The 15,562-nt window shown below is 66.1% G+C and carries 11 protein-coding genes and 1 pseudogene; 7 read left to right on the top strand and 5 right to left on the bottom strand.

Annotation, left to right across the window (positions count from 1 at the left end; translation table 11 throughout):
• Positions 1-59 precede the first annotated feature (59 nt).
• Positions 60-1,508 (top strand): cell wall hydrolase, encoded by a 1,449-nt coding sequence (locus tag IVA91_RS14080; protein WP_247280298.1) that lies wholly within the window; start codon positions 60-62, stop codon positions 1,506-1,508.
• Positions 1,509-1,548: 40 nt separating this feature from the next.
• Here IVA91_RS14080 and nadC read toward each other — a convergent pair whose 3' ends face one another.
• The 3 genes from nadC to nadA all read right to left on the bottom strand — a co-directional run bounded on the left by nadC (position 1,549) and on the right by nadA (position 5,344).
• A complete protein-coding gene (nadC, locus tag IVA91_RS14075) occupies positions 1,549-2,427 on the bottom strand; it encodes a carboxylating nicotinate-nucleotide diphosphorylase (protein WP_247280299.1) in 879 nt (292 codons plus the stop codon).
• Positions 2,428-2,437: 10 nt separating this feature from the next.
• The gene (locus IVA91_RS14070) at positions 2,438-4,045 is read right to left on the bottom strand and encodes an L-aspartate oxidase (RefSeq protein WP_247458824.1); all 1,608 of its coding nucleotides are present in this window, start codon (positions 4,043-4,045) and stop codon (positions 2,438-2,440) included.
• A gap of 153 nt (positions 4,046-4,198) precedes the next feature.
• Complete coding sequence (nadA, locus tag IVA91_RS14065; protein ID WP_247280301.1) at positions 4,199-5,344, bottom strand: quinolinate synthase NadA; 1,146 nt, start codon at positions 5,342-5,344, stop codon at positions 4,199-4,201.
• A 330-nt stretch (positions 5,345-5,674) separates the two neighbouring features.
• Here nadA and IVA91_RS14060 point away from each other — a divergent pair, with 330 nt between their 5' ends.
• From IVA91_RS14060 to IVA91_RS14030, 6 genes and pseudogenes are all read left to right on the top strand, one after another.
• Positions 5,675-6,928: an MFS transporter gene (locus IVA91_RS14060; RefSeq protein ID WP_247418045.1), complete on the top strand. Its 1,254-nt coding sequence runs from the start codon at positions 5,675-5,677 to the stop codon at positions 6,926-6,928.
• Positions 6,929-6,969: 41 nt separating this feature from the next.
• Positions 6,970-7,956, top strand: a complete 987-nt coding sequence (locus IVA91_RS14055; RefSeq protein ID WP_247280303.1) for an MDR family oxidoreductase — start codon at positions 6,970-6,972, stop codon at positions 7,954-7,956.
• A gap of 115 nt (positions 7,957-8,071) precedes the next feature.
• Positions 8,072-8,671 (top strand): hypothetical protein, encoded by a 600-nt coding sequence (locus tag IVA91_RS14050; protein WP_247280304.1) that lies wholly within the window; start codon positions 8,072-8,074, stop codon positions 8,669-8,671.
• Positions 8,672-8,832: 161 nt separating this feature from the next.
• A complete protein-coding gene (locus IVA91_RS14045) occupies positions 8,833-9,078 on the top strand; it encodes a hypothetical protein (RefSeq protein WP_247280305.1) in 246 nt (81 codons plus the stop codon).
• A gap of 43 nt (positions 9,079-9,121) precedes the next feature.
• Positions 9,122-9,622: pseudogene (locus IVA91_RS36540) on the top strand (methyl-accepting chemotaxis protein); the annotation flags it as partial.
• Positions 9,623-9,968: 346 nt separating this feature from the next.
• Positions 9,969-11,657, top strand: a complete 1,689-nt coding sequence (locus IVA91_RS14030) for a methyl-accepting chemotaxis protein (RefSeq protein WP_247280306.1) — start codon at positions 9,969-9,971, stop codon at positions 11,655-11,657.
• A gap of 91 nt (positions 11,658-11,748) precedes the next feature.
• On the opposite strand, the gene IVA91_RS14025 is transcribed toward IVA91_RS14030, so the two are convergent.
• Positions 11,749-14,442 carry a DUF2339 domain-containing protein gene (locus tag IVA91_RS14025; protein WP_247280307.1) on the bottom strand — a complete coding sequence of 898 codons (2,694 nt, stop codon included), beginning with the start codon at positions 14,440-14,442 and terminating at the stop codon, positions 11,749-11,751.
• Between the two features lie 47 nt (positions 14,443-14,489).
• The gene (locus IVA91_RS14020; protein ID WP_247280308.1) at positions 14,490-15,458 is read right to left on the bottom strand and encodes an NAD regulator; all 969 of its coding nucleotides are present in this window, start codon (positions 15,456-15,458) and stop codon (positions 14,490-14,492) included.
• Positions 15,459-15,562 lie beyond the last annotated feature (104 nt).

Below are 15,562 nucleotides of genomic sequence, written 5' to 3'. Positions count from 1 at the left end.
ATTGCACGGATGTACTGACGTTCGATCGGAACTGGCGTAAGCGTAGCGTGAGCGTATCGATGTCACTGTTGCGTAACCATCCGAAGGGCGCGCGGTTCGCGTCCTTCGGCATCGGTCTCTGCATCTTCGCATTGATGCCGAGAGAGACCGGCTATCAGGACATTGCCTCGCTGCTGGCGCGCCAACCGGGCGTCGCCGAGCGTTGGCAGAAGCAGGTGTATTCCGCGGCGTCCTCGATCCAGCTCGCCACCTACAGTTTTTCCCGGCCGATCGGCACCTCGGTTCCGCAGAGCGCAATGGTTCGCCTCGCCAGCATCGATGGTCGCGACGTCACGGGTGCGATCAGCCGCAATCCGGCGCTGCAGACGCCGCCGCACTACCAGGCCGCCGATTTTCCAAAGGTCGATCGCTCGATGAAGGGTGATCGCCTCGCGATCATGACCCCGACGACACCTCCCGAGGCCGCTGCGCCGCCGGCAGTGCCCGCGCAGGAAAATCCCGCGACCTCGAACAGCTCGGTATTCGGTGCCAAGACCGCCGCGTTACCGCCGCCGATGTCGCCGGAGTCCGCGGCCGCGCTCGATCCCGAGCTCCAGGAAGCGCTCCGTGCACCGCCGCTGCCGCAATATACCAATGCGCCGCAGGCGAGCGATGCCGCGCGCGCGATCGCGGTGCAGCCGCTGGAAGCGCTGAAGCGGGCCACGGCGCCGGCCGCCCCGGCGCGCGATCCCTTCAGCGTCAAGACGTCGAACCTGTTCTTCGGCAGCTCCTCGCTCGGCGGTAGTCTCGAGAGCATCGAGAGCTGGCAGCCCGGGGCCGAGCCGCTGATCGTAATGCCTGATCCCGATATGAAGGTGACGGCCTCGCTGTCGCCGCCGACAGCCGAGATCGCCAAGGACATCGAGAGCGGCGAGAGCGTCGCCCCGAAGGGCGAGGTCAACGCCGACAACCAGCGCGCCAGATCGCCCGCGGAGCGGCTCGCGCTCGACGACAAGTCGCGCGCCAAGTCCGAGAAGTGTCTCGCCGAAGCGGTCTATTTCGAATCGCGCGGCGAGGCCGTGCGCGGCCAGATGGCGGTCGCGCAGGTCGTGATGAACCGCGTGTTCTCGGGAAAATATCCCGACACCGTGTGCGGCGTGGTCTATCAGAACAAGTACCGCCACCTCGCCTGCCAGTTCACCTTCGCCTGCGACAACAACGCCGACGTGATCCGCGAGCCCGAGATGTGGGAGCGCGCCAAGAAGATTTCGAAGGCGATGCTCGATGGCCAGATCTGGCTGCCCGAGGTCGGCAAGTCCACGCACTACCATGCCTATTGGGTGCGCCCGTCCTGGGTCGCCGAGATGAAGAAGATGTACAAGACCGGCGTGCACACCTTCTACCGTCCGCGCGCCTGGGGCGATGGCAGCGAGGAGCCAAGCTGGGGCACGCCCGCGCAGACCGCAGCGCTTTCCGCCGCGCTTGCGCAGGAAGCCAAGAGTTCCGCGGAGATGGGCGAGCGGCGGTAGTTTTCTTGCCTCGCCCGCTTGCGGGGAGAGGCAAGGACCATCACGCCTCGATATCCAGCGCACAGTCGAAATTCGGCGCCGAGTGCGTCAGCGCGCCGGCCGAGGCGTAGTCGACGCCGGTGGCGGCGATCGCCGCGATCGAGTCCAGTGTGACGCCGCCGGACGCTTCCAGCTTGAGGCGGCCCTCGTTGATCCGCGCCGCCTCGCGCAACGTCGCGGTATCCATGTTGTCGAGCAGCACCGCGTCGGCCATTCCGGTGGCCAGTACCTCGCGCAGTTGCGCAAGCGTGTCCACCTCGATCTCGATCTTGACGAGATGGCCGGCATGAGCGCGGGCGCGCTCCAGCACGGGGCGGATGCCGCCGGCGACCGCGATGTGATTGTCCTTGATCAGGATCGCATCGTCGAGGCCGAAGCGGTGATTGAAACCGCCGCCGCAGCGCACGGCGTACTTTTCCAGCGCCCGCAATCCCGGCGTGGTCTTTCGCGTGCAGCAGATGCGCATCCGCGTGCCTTCGGTGCGCGCGACATAGTCGGCCGTCAGCGTCGCGATACCCGACAGGCGGCCGACGAAGTTCAGTGCGGTCCGCTCCGACGTGAGAATGGCGCGCGCGGGCCCTGAGATCGTCAACACCTGCTGCCCCCGGGCAACCCGTGCCGCGTCGCGGACATGCGCACGCACGTCGATGTCGGGCGAGAGCTTTTGCAGCGTCGCCAGCGCCAGCGGCAATCCGGCGATCACGCCGGACTGGCGGGCGACCAGGATCGCCTGCGCCGTCGTTGCTTCCGGAATCGTTGCCAGCGAGGTGACGTCGCCGGCGCGACCGAGATCTTCGTCGAGTGCGCGCTGCACGGCCTCGTCAATTGCGAGGGGCGAGAGAAAGGCGTCGGGATAGAGCAGCGAGGTTGCGGTGATCATGAGAGCTCCGTCAGGCCATGATGGGTTGCGCGGTGGGTGGCATCGGGCGATCGGCGAGGCCGTCGGCCACTTCGCGCACAGCGTCGAGCGTGGTCATCGTTCGTTGCGCCAGGGCAGGGACATCCGCCGGATGGTCGGCGCGGAAATGCGCGCCGCGGCTCTCGCGCCGGCTCCAGGCAGCAGCGGCTACGAGCAGCGCGGAGGTCGCCATGTTGCGCAGCGCGATGTTGCCGGCCTCGCGTTCAAGCGCGGCGAAGCTGCGGACGGCCTCCGCCAATCCGTCGGCGTCGCGGATGACGCCGACGCGTGTGTTCATCATGGCTCGCAGCCGCTTCACGGCCGTAGCCTCCGGCGCGCCGCCGCGCGGCATCACCAATGCGTCCGGAAGCCGGGCGGGCGCGGGGACGGCGCAGCCGGCGATGTCCTCGGCGATGCGCGCGGCGTAGACCACGGCCTCCAGCAACGAATTGGAAGCGAGCCGGTTGGCGCCATGCGCGCCGGTGCAGGCCACTTCGCCGCCGGCCCAGAGCCCGTCGATCGAGCTGCGGCCGCGCGCGTCCACCGCGATGCCGCCCATGTGATAGTGCGCGGCCGGCGCGATCGGGATGGCCTCTGCCGCGGGATCAATTCCGGCGGCGAGGCAGCTTGCATGCACGGTCGGAAATTTGTCGGCGAAGGGCGCACCCAGCGCCTGCCGCGCATCGAGGAAGGCACCGCGTCCGGCCGCGATTTCGGCAAAGACGCCGCGGGCGACGATGTCGCGCGGTGCGAGCTCGGCGAGCGGATGGCGCGCCGCCATAAAACGCTCGCCATTGCCGTTGATGAGCGTCGCGCCTTCGCCGCGCAGCGCCTCGGTCGCAAGCGGCGCCGGATCGCGCCCGACCCTGATGGCGGTCGGATGGAATTGCACGAATTCCGGATCGGCGATCACCGCACCGGCGCGAGCGGCGATCGCAAGGCCCGAGCCGCTGGCGTCGAGCGGATTGGTGGTGACGGCATAGAGATGCCCAAGGCCGCCGGTGGCCAGCACGATCGCGCGCGAGGCGAGGGTGATCGGCCGTGCACAGGGATGGCCGGCCTCGCGCAATTGAATGCCCGTGACGGCACCGTGCTCGGTCAACAATGCTTCGGCGACCAGACCTTCGATGATACGGATCGACGGCGTGCGGCGCACAGCTTCGCTCAAGGCCGCGATGATCGCGGCACCGGCTCCGTCGCCGCGCACATGTACGATGCGCCGGGCCGAATGTGCGGCTTCGCGTCCGACGGCGAGCTTTCCTTCCAGGTCGCGATCGAATGGGACACCAAAGGCGAGAAGATCATGGATTCGCGGCGCCGCCTCCCGCGCCATCCCAAGTGCAACGGCTTTATCGACGAGACCGCCCCCGACGGCAATCGTATCCGCGGTATGCGCTTCCGGACTATCGGCTTCGGCCACTGCCGCCGCGATGCCGCCTTGTGCCCACGCGGAGGATGCGCCCTGTCCCAGCGGCGCAGCCGAGATCAGCGTCACGGGCCGCGGCGCGAGCTTCAGCGCGCAGAACAATCCGGCAAGACCGCCGCCGACGATGACCACGTCGTCGGTGGTGCGGGTGAGATTTTCGATTCTGTCTTGCATGGTTTCTTCATTGTCGTCCTGGCCAAAGCCAGAACCCATTGCTGTTGTTGTTGCAGCAGGCCGGGACCACCAGCGTGCCAATACTCGCGTCCTGTCGGTCCCGGATCTGCGCGCGCTTGTCTCAGACGACGGGTGTGTTGCTGCTTCTCGCTCTCAATTCTTCAAATTGATCATCCGCTCGACCGAGCGCCGTGCGCGCTCCGCGAGCGCGGGATCGATCGTCACTTCCTCGCGGAGCGTCAGCAGGCTCTCCAGGATATTGGCAAGCGTGATGCGCTTCATGTGCGGGCAGAGATTGCAGGGGCGCAGCATCTCCACGTCGGGCAGCTCGGCCCGCACATTGTCGGCCATCGAGCATTCCGTGATCATCACCAGCCGCCGCGGCCGCTTGTTGCGCACCCAGCTGATCATGTGCGCGGTCGAGCCGGTGAAGTCGGCCTCCGCCAACACGTCCGGCGGGCATTCGGGATGCGCGATGATCTGCACCGAGGGATCGTCATCGCGAAGACTGCGCAGCTCTTCACCCGTGAAGCGCTCGTGCACTTCGCAGGCGCCCTTCCAGGCAATAATCTTCACGTCGGTCTTCGAGGCCACGTAGGTGGCGAGATAGCGGTCGGGCAGGAAGATCACGCTAGGCGCATTCAGGCTCTCGACCACCTGCACCGCGTTCGACGAGGTGCAGCAAATGTCGACCTCGGCCTTCACCTCGGCCGAGGTGTTGACGTAGGCAACGACCGGCACGCCAGGGAATTTCTCGCGCAGCAGGCGAACGTCTGCGCCGGTGATGCTGGCGGCCAGTGAGCAGCCTGCGCGCGAGTCCGGAATCAGCACCGTCTTGTCCGGGTTGAGCAGTTTTGACGTCTCCGCCATGAAGTGCACGCCGCACTGGACGATGATGCCGGCCTTCACCTTGGTGGCTTCGACCGCGAGCTGGAGCGAATCGCCGCCGATGTCGGCGACGCAGTGAAAGATTTCCGGGGCCTGGTAGTTGTGCGCGAGGATCACCGCGCCCCGCGCCGCCTTCAGCTCGTTGATCGCCTTGATTGTCGGCGCCATCAGCGGCCATTCGATCGGCGGGATCACCTGCTTCACGCGCTCATACAGGGATGCCGTGGCGCGCTCGACCTCCGGCGTCCAGTCCAGCGAGGGCATCGGCAGCGCAAGCCCCGGCCGGCTCGGCGCGGCGGGAGGGGAGCTGACGACATGGTCATGGACTTGATGGCCATTGATTTGGCCATTGATTTGGCCGGGCGGCCGGTTGGCGAAATCGTCGGGGCCGTAAATTCCAATGATCGGCATCGAAGCCTCCCTCGCATTGTTTATACTCAATTTGAGTATATACAGGTCCTGAATAGTCCGGCCGAGTGGCCGGAGCGAATGTCACCCAGCTCTTATATGCTCAAACTGAGTAAATCAAGAATAGCATGCTTTACCGAAGACGCCTAGGCGCTGCCGCACACATTCCCGTCAAGTGCCCGTCAGGCGAGGCCGCGTGAATTGCAATGCTCCGGTGGCAGCTCCCCGTGGAATGCAATCGTTTTTGACTTGGGATTTTCATGCAGGTGCATTAAACCGGGCTCATTCGCGGCTGCCGATTTGCAGAACCGCCAACGACAGACGAGGACCACCATGTCGACACAGATCGGCGAGCTCGCTCCGGCCTCACGTTCCTCGAACTGGCGCACCCCGGCTGTGATCATTCTCTGCGGCTGCGCCATCGGCATGCTCGGCTTCGGTCCGCGCTCGGCGCTTGGCTTCTTCGTGCAGCCGATGAGCCATGAGTTCACCTGGGGCCGCGACGTGTTCGGCCTCGCGATCGCCGTGCAGAATCTGCTGTGGGGCTTGGGTCAGCCTCTCGCCGGGGCGGTGGCGGATCGCTTTGGCCTGTTCCGGGTGATGTGTGTCGGCGCTCTGCTCTATGCCGGCGGCCTGCTCCTGATGCGCTACTCCTCGACGCCGCTGTCACTCAACATCGGCGCCGGCGTGATGGTCGGCTTCGGTCTTGCCGGCTGCTCGTTCAACCTGGTGCTGTCGGCCTTCAGCAAGCTGCTGCCGGCCGAGAAGCGCGGCCTTGCGCTCGGCGCCGGCACCGCGGCGGGATCGTTCGGGCAATTCCTGTTCGCGCCGATCGGCGTCGCGCTGATCGACAATTTCGGCTGGCAGCAGGCGCTCTCCGTGTTCGGCTTCCTGATGCTGCTGATCATCCCGCTGTCGCTGGCGCTCTCGACGCCGCCGGTCGCAAGCACGGCAACCGCGGCGCCTGCGGATGAGCAGACCTTCACCAAGGCGCTGGCGGAAGCCTTCGGTCACCGCTCCTACGTGCTCTTGGTGCTCGGCTTCTTCACCTGCGGTTTCCAGCTCGCCTTCATCACCGTGCATCTGCCGGCCTTCCTGGTCGATCGTGGCATCTCGGCGCAAACCGGCGGCTGGGTCATCGCGGCGATCGGCCTGTTCAACATCGTGGGCTCGCTCAGCGTCGGCTACCTCCAGAACTATCTGCCCAAACGCTACATCCTCTCGACCATCTACTTCACTCGCGCGCTCGCGACCCTTGCCTTCATCTCGTTCCCGATCACGCCGTTCTCGGCGATCGCGTTCGGTGCGATCTCCGGCCTGACCTGGCTGTCGACGGTGCCGCCGACCTCGGCGCTGGTGGCGCTGATGTTCGGCACGCGCTGGCTCGCAACGCTCTATGGCTTTGCCTTCGTCAGCCATCAGGTCGGCGGCTTCCTCGGTGTCTGGCTCGGCGGCATCGTGTTCGAGCGCTTCGGTTCCTATACGCCGATCTGGTGGCTCTCGATCGTGTTCGGCGTGCTTTCTGCACTGATCAATCTTCCGATCGTGGAGAAACCGGTGACACGGGCGGTTGCGCAGCCGGCCTGATCGGCTAAACATCCTCGACAAACAAGTCAGGGAGTTTAGTCGTGGCCACGTTCAAGGCGATCCGGATCGACAAGGCGGACAAGGGCACCACCGCGCAGCTGACGCAGTTCGATGAAGCCGAGCTGATGGACGGCGACGTCACCGTGCGTGTGGAATGGTCGACGCTGAACTACAAGGACGGCCTCGCACTTACCGGCAAGGCGCCGGTGGTGCGGCGCTTCCCAATGATCGCCGGCATCGATTTCGCCGGCACGATCGAAGCGTCCTCGCATCCGCAGTGGAAGGCGGGCGACAAGGTGGTCTGCACCGGCTGGGGCATGGGCGAAACCCATCTCGGCGCCTATGCCGAGAAGGCGCGGGTGAAGGGCGACTGGCTGGTGGCGCTGCCGCAGGGCCTGTCGGCGCGCGACGCCATGGCGATCGGCACCGCCGGCTTCACAGCGATGCTGTCCGTGATCGCCCTGGAGAAACAGGGCCTCTCGCCAAAGAGTGGTCCGGTGGTGGTGACGGGCGCCGCCGGCGGCGTCGGCTCGGTTGCGACCGCCGTGCTGTCGAAGCTCGGCTATCACGTCATCGCCTCGACCGGTCGCGCCGCGGAAGCAGATTATCTGAAGCATCTGGGCGCAGCCGAAGTGATCGACCGCAACGAATTGTCGGCGCCGGCGAAGCCTCTGGCCAAGGAGCGCTGGGCGGGTGGCGTCGACAGCGTCGGCTCGACCACGCTCGCCAACCTCCTGTCGATGACGAAATACGGTGGAGCGATCGCGGCGTGCGGCCTGGCGGCCGGCATGGACCTGCCATCTTCTGTCGCGCCGTTCATTTTGCGCGGAGTGTGCCTTCTCGGCATCGATTCGGTGATGTGCCCGATCGAGCCGCGGAAAGCCGCTTGGCAGCGCCTGGCGTCCGATCTGGACCGGACAAAACTAGCTGAAATCACTCAGGAAATTCCCCTCGCCGAGGTGCCCGACTGGGGCGCGAAAATTCTGGCCGGCGCGGTTCGCGGCCGCATCGTGGTAAAAATTGTCTGACGGCGTTCAGACTTTACCAACCAAGCTGCTCCAATGTTGCCATGGTTGGTATGGTAAGCAGCGGGTAAAGAGAGATAAGGCATCGCCCGCTGCGGGGGTTGGTTCGGAGTTGAGCATGCTTGCGCGTATTGTGTTGGGGGCTGTCACGGCGGCAGCGACGTTTGCGCCGGCCATTGCCGGGAGCATGAATGCTGACGAGGCGCGCCGTTTCGTCGCCGGCAAGGTGTTCGCCTTCACCTGTTTCGACGGCACCCGCGGTGCGGGCCGCATCCTCGACGACCTCGGTGCCGCCGGCGCGGTGCAATTCTCGGGCGCGGGCCCGGTGAAGCATCTTCGTCTGCCCGGCAATACGCTCCAAATCCGCGGCCAGAACGTCTGCGCCTCGATCAAGGGGATTCCGTTCGAGCCCTGCTTCAACCTGGAAAAGACCGATGATCGCAGCTTCCGCGGCTCGGTGTCAGGCATGGGCTTCGCCTATTGCGACTTCCACCATCAGGGCGGCAATCAGATGCTAATGGCGCGCGCCGCCGCGCGTCCGCGCTCGTTGCGCAGCTCGGAGCGGACCGGTTCGATCGCTGCACCCAACACCGAAGTCGCCGCGCGGGTCGAGACGCCGCGTGTCGAGAGCGGTCGCCTCGAGCCGGTGAAGTCGGAAGCCAAGTCGGAACCCGCGAAGGCCGAGGCTCCGCTGGAGCTGCGCCGCTCGACGCAGTGAGTTGGCTGCACAGGACAGCCGCACAGTTTTTCGTTGAAGAATCGATCGAGCACGAAGCCGCCGCGCCGTAGTCATACGGACGGCGGCTTTCATGCCTTGGTAGCTGTTCGCGTCCCAGTTTGCGTACGGCCGGGGGACGCCCCGACGCAAGGGGTTCAACGATGTCGCTGTACTTCTTCCGCATCAGCACCGGTCGCTATTCCGGCGCCGCCGATCAGCCGTACGAGTTCGAGGACCGCGCAGCGGCCTGGACTGAGATGACTGAGGTTTGTGCCAATCTGCTCGGCGGCATCGCCCGCGGCCTGAAGCCGAATGCCGAGTGGCGCATGGAGCTGCTCGACGAGAACAAGCAGCCGGTCTTTCGCGTCAGCCTTGTTGGAGAGACCGTCGGATGCAAAGCTTCCTAGGCTCCGACTTCAGGTTGCAATTTACAACTATGACGAGACCTTCTTGGTCGAACTGATCAATACGATCGCGGGCCAGACCAATCTGCTCGCACTCAACGCCACAATCGAGGCGGCCCGCGCTGGCGAAGCCGGCAAGGGATTTGCAGTGGTTGCCTCCGAGGTCAAGGCGCTCGCCGAGCAGACTGCGAAGGCGACTGGCGAGATCGGGCAGCAGATAGCCAGCATCCAGTCCGCGACCGAACATTCGGTCGGTACCATCAAGGCCATCAGCGATACCATCGAGAAGCTGTCGGAAATCTCCTCGACGATTGCGGCCGCCGTGGAAGAGCAGGGCGCCGCGACGTAGGAAATTTCTCGCAACGTGCAGCAGGCGGCGGCAGGCACTCATCAGGTGTCGTCCAACATCACCGACGTGCAGCGCGCCGCAAGCGAGACCGGCTCGGTGTCTTCTCAGATCCTGTCTGCCGCGCAAATGCTGTCCGGCGACAGCAACCGTCTCAAGCTCGAAGTCGGCAAGTTTCTCGGCTCTGTGCGCGCCGGCTGACGACGTTCAATAGGCATCGCTTGCAGCCGCCGCGCGCGAACCTGCGGCGGTCGCGCGCGTGCGTATTTCGCCCTGCGACCGTTAGCCTTGGAGATGTTGCTCCATCAAGCGCGGTGCAGCGCGAGATCCGTGCAGGTGCAGCGGATGATTGCAGAAAACAACGAATGTCCGCCCGCCCGGTAGTTTTACGTAGGACGATGTTAACGCCTGCTTGCGAGGATAGAGCGCAATCTTACGGGATAAGAACCAGCCAGCATTGTTGAACTGACCTCGGCCCGGTCGTCCGTCGTGACGCCTGTGGCGCAGGTGATGTGCGCGTTGCCAGGCATCGTTGGGATTTGTTGTGATGTCGAAGTTGTCGATCGTCTTCAAGCTGCTGACCGTGTTGTCAGTCCTCGTGCTCTCGCTCGCCGGTGTCGGCGTGACGGCGATCGGCACGATGCAGAACATCAACGCCCACACCGTCGAGATTGCGCAGAGCTGGCTCCCCAGCGTGCGTGCGCTCGGCTCGATGCGCGCCGACATTAACGAGCTGCGCGTCGCACTTCGTTTGCACCTGATGCAGGATAGTGCTGAAGGCAAGGATGCCGCAGAGAAGCGCCTCGCCTCGCTCCGCGAACGCATCGAGAAGACCCGCAAGGTCTACGAGCCGCTGATCACTGCCGCCGAGGAGCGCGCGCTCTACGAACAATGGGCGAAGGCGTGGGCCGAGTATCTGAATGGCGTTCAGGAGGTGATGGCGCTGTCGCGCAAGAGCGTCGGCCGCTTCCCGACCGATGCCAACGAGCTGTTGCAGACCAAGGTCGCGAAAATGGCCCAGGCCGCCGATCCGCTGCTCCAGAAGGGTATCGAGTTGAACAATCAGGGCGCCGAGCTGGAGACCAAGCAGGCGTCCGACAGTTACGCCACGATCTTCCGCGTCCTGGTCGGCATCATTGTGTTTTCGGTCGTGATCGCGATCGGCGCCGCGTATTATCTCGTGCGCGACGTCTCTCGTGGCATTGCTTCGATCATCCGTCCGATGCAGTCGCTCGGCCAGGGCGACCTCTCGGCCGACGTGCCGCATCGCGGCGACAAGACCGAGATCGGCGCCATGGCCGATGCGCTCCAGATCTTCAAGGAGGCGCTGATCGCCAAGAAAGCCGCCGACCAGGCAGCGGCGCGCGATGCCGAAGCCAAGATCGAGCGCGGCCGCCGCGTCGATGCCATCACGCGCAATTTCGAGGCCATGATCGGCGAGGTGGTCGAGACCGTGTCATCAGCCTCGACCGAGCTCGAAGCATCGGCAGCGACGCTGACCGGCACCGCCCAGCGCGGCCAGGAGCTCGCGACCGTCGTCGCCGCCGCCTCGGAGGAAGCCTCCACCAACGTCCAGGCGGTTGCTTCCGCCTCGGAGGAGCTGTCCTCCTCCATCACCGAGATCAGCCGCCGCGTGCAGGACTCGGCGCGGATGGCCGCAGAAGCCGTCGAGCAGGCGGCGCGGACCAACGAGCGCGTCAACGCGCTGTCTCAGGCGGCCTCGCGCATCGGCGACGTCGTCGAGCTCATCAACACCATCGCGGGCCAGACCAACCTGTTGGCGCTGAACGCCACCATCGAGGCCGCGCGCGCCGGCGAGGCCGGCCGCGGCTTCGCCGTCGTTGCCTCGGAAGTGAAGGCGCTCGCCGAGCAGACCGCGAAAGCCACCGGCGAGATCGGTGCGCAGGTCGCAGGGATTCAGGCCGCCACGCAGGAATCCGTCAGCGCCATCCAGGAGATCGGCGGCACCATCGAGCGTCTGTCCGAAGTCTCCGCTGCGATCGCCGCCGCGGTCGAAGAACAGGGCGCGGCCACGCAGGAGATATCGCGCAACGTCCAGCAGGCTTCGCTCGGCACCCAGGAAGTATCGTCGAACATCACCAACGTGCAGCGCGGGGCGATCGAAACCGGCTCGGCCTCGACTGAAGTGCTGTCGGCGGCGAAATCACTGGCGACCGACAGCACCCGTCTGAGGGTCGAAGTCGCGCAGTTCCTGGAGTCGGTCCGCGCGGCCTAAAAGCGGCGCAGGCTCTTGGCTCACCTCTCCCGAAGGGAGAGGTCGGATCGCATCGAAGATGCGATCCAGGTGAGGGGACCTCCACTGATCCCTACGCGCTCGTCTGCGGAGCCGGCGGCGTTTGCCGCCGGAATAGGATGCGCTGGTAGAGCCAGCCGATCGCGACCAGCACGACGCCGAGACACATGAACGACAGCGCGCGGTAGACGCCTGTCAGCGTCGACATATCGATGACGAAGGCCTTCAGGATCGTCAGCGCGATGACGGCGGCAGAGGCGAGCCGCGCCCGCTCCGAATTGACCAGGATGCCGACGCCGAGCAGCACCACGCCGAAGGCGAGCCAGCCGATCGAATAGGTGTATTGCTCCGCGCCCGTGGTGCCGCCATAGAGCAGGACCGGGCCGTGATAGAAGCGGCGGATCTCCAGCGTCACGTAGGTGAGCGCGAACACAAGTGCCCCGCCCGCAATCGTATTGGCATAGGCGGCGGGGCGATGGCCCGCCACCGCATAGGACAACAGCAGCATCAGCACCGCGGGGAGCGCATAGCCGAGCAGCAGCAGGTTGAACACGAGGCCGCCGACATTGACGCTGGAGAGCAGCAGCGGGTTCTCCAGGATCAGCAGGCCGAACACGCTGATGAGCCCGGCGATCGCGGTGAGCGCGACCGCGCCGACATTGTGCACGATGCTGTGGCTGCGCAGCCGCAGGCGCTCCAGCCCGATCGCCATCGCGAGCGTGACGCAGACTTGCAGCGAGAATTCCAGCAGCGAAGGCGGCGAGGTCATGCGGCCGCCGGTCGCAAGGTGCCGGATTTCCATGAAGGCGAGCAGCGCGGTGAACAGGACGGCCGCAGCCTCGACCATGCGCAGCGGCGCATCGTCGGCACGGCGGCGCAGGAACATGCTCGCGCCCCAGAACGACAGCGCCGGCAGGCCATAGCCCCACAACAGCCAGTTCAGAATCGGCGTGGTGCCGACGGCATCGCCGACGATGCAGGGATCATAGACGATGCGTGCCGTGACGATGCCGGCGAAGACGGCGGCGAGCCAGCGCAGGAACGGGATCGACCGCTGCATCGAGATCCAGGCAGTGCCGAGCGACATCAGCGCGAGCGCGATGGTGAGCCAGCCCTTCTCGAGCGCGAAGGTCAGCGCCAGCGCGAGCGCGCCGAGCGTACCGGTCGCGAACAGCGCCGTCGAGATCATGGCGCCCGGCCGGGTCTCGCGCCGCGTCAGCGATTCGGTCGCAGCACCAAAGGCGGCAGCGAGCAGCACGGCGAGGATCGCAAACGGGATCGAGCGGTCGAGATGGGCGATGCGGGCGAAGAGCGCAACCAGGATCGCGATCGGCGTCGCGACCGCACTTGCCGACCACACCACCGGGATGATCGCCGAATTGGACCGGCCCTGCGCGAGGAAGCCTGCGATGCCGAAGCCCGCGGCGAAGATCGCGGCCGTGACCAGATGCAGTGTCACCGAACTATCGGTGGGGACAGGACCGATGCCGGCCATGGGGCCGCCCGGCAGCACCAGCATGTCGGGATTGGCCCGCACCGCCCATTCCGCGAACACGATGAAGACGGTCGCCGCAGCCGCGCCCAGTGCACCCGTTGCCGCCGGCGCGCGCCAGGCGACAAACAGCGTCCCTGCGACCAGCAGGGTGAAGGCAATGAGCGCCAGATCGGCATGCGCGCTCGACAGCACGATGATCATTGCCGCGAACAGATAGGCGCCGAGCGAGCTCGACGACACTGGCTCGATCTCGCCGTCCTCGATGGTCGGGCCGAACATGAAACCGCAGACGACGAGAAGCGCAGCGAGCGTGAAGCCCGCAATGACGTGGAAGGCGTGCGGGGCCACCTGCAGCTCGAGCTCGAGCCCCATGAAGGTCCAGAGCACCGCGAAGACGATCGTAGTCACCGCGAGCCAGCGCCATAGCCGGATGCGGGCAAGGCCGAAGCTCGCTGCGGTGACGATGGCAAGATAGATGTAGAGCGCCCAATAGTCCGGCTTGCCGCTGGAGACGAGGACCGGCGTCACGAACGCGCCGACGACGCCGAGGCCGGCGAGCGCGGGCCCGTGGAGCAGCGCGGCGGCCAGCGTGCCGAGCGCGACGAGGCCGAGCAGCACGAAGGCGGTGGCGGGCACCAGGAAGCCGTAGAGCGCGTAGGCTGCATAGATGGTCGCGAACGCCACCGCCGTGCCGGCCGCGGTGAGGATCGCGGGGATGTTGGCGATCGGCAGCGCCGCGATGCTGGAGATGCTCTCCTTGCGCCGTGTCCATTCGCCGGCACCGAGCAGCGCCAGCGCGAACAGGCCGCCGAGGAACACGCGCACGCCGGGCCCGACGAGGCCGGCCTCGATCGAATAGCGCACCATGAAGAAGCCGCCGAGCGCGAGCGCAAGCCCGCCGATCCACACCACCCAGCGCGTGCCGAGTCGCTCCTCGAAGCCGGGTGCGGGTGCAGGCAGGGGTGGCGGTGCATCGGCCTCGGTGCTCGTTCCGAGCGGCGGCGGCGAAACGGGTTCGGCGAGGGCCGGGGGCGCCTGCTCGGCTTCCGGCGCAAGCGGCGGCGGCTCCGCGGCGGCCGTCGCGGTTGCGGGCGCCTGCTCCCAAGTCGGCGTAAGTGGCGGCGGCTTAACTTTCCGCTGCGCGTCAAACATCTCTTCGAGCGAGCTCAGCCGGCGGCGCAGCTCAGCCGCCTGACTGGAGGCCTTGATCGCGATCAGGAAGGCGGCGATCGCAAGGATCAACGCAAAGACGTCAAACGGGCCGTCGAACATGAAGCCTCCAGGCAACCGGCGGGCAGGGCCGATCGCAAATTCTTAATCTAGCGCCGGGAGCGTACGCGCAAGCCCGGCGCGGGCCGCTCCTGGAGTACTTCGCGGCGGAAGCGATAGAGTGCCGCCGGGCGTCCCCCGGTCTGTGTCGACATCGCCCCGGTCGGTTCGACCAGGGCTTCCATTTCGACGAGGCGGCGGAAATTCTGTTTGTGCAGGTGCCGGCCGGAGATGGCCTCCACCGTATGCTGCAATTCCGTAAGTGTGAATTCGGCGGGCAAAAGTTCAAAAACAACAGGACGATACTTCAGTTTTGCGCGTAGCCGCGCGATGGCTGTGGCGAGGATGCGCCGGTGATCGAACCGCATCGAGGTCCCAAGCGCGGGAAGCCTCTTGCGCGCTAATGCCGCAGGCCTGCCGTCGCGCCGCGCCTCCTCGATCATCCCGGCCTCGTACAGGAGCTCATAGCGATCGAGCACGCGCTCCTCGTCCCAGGGCGCACCGTCGAGACCGAAATAGAACCGCACGCGATCCTTTCGCGGCAGCGCCCGCGTCGTCTGCGGCGTCTCCTCCTCGGCCCATTTCGTCAGCGCCGGGATGATGTCGCGGGCGATGATCTCTGGCGGCTGCTCGCGCCAGTCTTCCCAGGGGAAGAAGCGATACCATGGCTCGAAGCTCGCGCCGGTCGCGGCGAGCTCGCCGCTGGCGGCGCGCGTCAGCGCGAGATAGCCGATCGACACCATATGCGGGCCGGTGTCGCCGGCACCGGCATGACGGCCGCGATCGCCGAAGGTGTAGAGCTGCTCGACATAGCCGAGCCGCAGGCCCGTCTGTTGCTCGACCCAGGCGCGCAGGCCGATCTCGAAGGTGCGATGGGCGAGCGCATCGAACGGCCCGAACGGCAGGCCGGCAAGCCCATCACCGCCGCGCGCGGTGAGGATCAGCGGCTCGTGGTCCTCGATCGCGACGATGGCCGCGGTCAGGCCAATCTCGATCGGCGTCAGGAGCGTCTCGCTCATGCGGCTGATGTCGCGGCTGTTGCGAAAAAGATATGTCGGCTCATTGAACAAATCTCGCCGCGAGCTCGCTGCACCTCTCCCGCTTGCGGGAGAGGTCGAGCCAA

The organism is Bradyrhizobium sp. 153, assembly GCF_023073835.1.
GTDB lineage: Bacteria > Pseudomonadota > Alphaproteobacteria > Rhizobiales > Xanthobacteraceae > Bradyrhizobium.
The sequence above is the reverse complement of the archived record's forward strand: the minus strand, read 5'-3'. Positions and strand labels throughout refer to the sequence as shown.